Source organism: Streptomyces sp. NRRL S-1813, assembly GCF_000719605.1.
In the GTDB taxonomy this organism is placed as follows: Bacteria; Actinomycetota; Actinomycetes; order Streptomycetales; family Streptomycetaceae; genus Streptomyces; species Streptomyces decoyicus.
On record NZ_JOHB01000092.1, the window covers coordinates 1 to 680 of the forward strand.

The 680-nt window shown below is 68.8% G+C and carries 1 protein-coding gene; it reads right to left on the reverse strand.

The annotated features are described in order from the left end of the window. On the reverse strand, positions 1–680 hold a 680-nt coding region (locus IF67_RS0138440; protein ID WP_030993698.1), incomplete at both ends, for an ABC transporter ATP-binding protein.

The window sequence follows — 680 nt, forward strand, 5'->3', positions numbered from 1 at the left end:
TCGTAGGCCTTGATCACTTCGTCCGTCGGGCCGTCCATCAGCAGTTCGCCGCGTTCCAGCCACAGGACGCGGTCGCAGGTGTCGCGGATGGACTTGTTGTTGTGGCTGACCAGGAAGACCGTGCCGGCTTCCTTGCGCAGTTCGCGGATGCGGGCCTCGGAGCGCTTTTGGAAGCTGCGGTCGCCGGTGGCCAGGGCCTCGTCGATCATCAGCACGTCGTGGTCCTTGGCCGCGGCGATGGAGAACCGCAGCCGGGCGGCCATGCCGGAGGAGTAGGTGCGCATCGGCAGCGAGATGAAGTCGCCCTTCTCGTTGATGCCGGAGAAGTCGACGATGCCGTCGTAGCGCTCGTGGACCTGGTCGCGGGACATGCCCATGGCCAGGCCGCCGAGGAGGACGTTCTTCTCGCCGGTCAGGTCGTTCATCAGCGCGGCGTTCACGCCCAGCAGCGAGGGCTGGCCGTGGGTGTAGACCTTGCCGCGCTCGGCGGGCAGCAGGCCGGCGACCGCCTTGAGCAGCGTCGACTTGCCCGAGCCGTTGGAGCCGATCAGGCCGATGGACTCGCCGCGGTAGGCGGTGAAGGAGACCCCCTTGACCGCGTGCACCTCGCGCACGCCCGCGGAGGGCTTGCGCCGGACGATGCGGTTGAGCGCCGCGGTGGCACCGCCCTTGCCCGTACC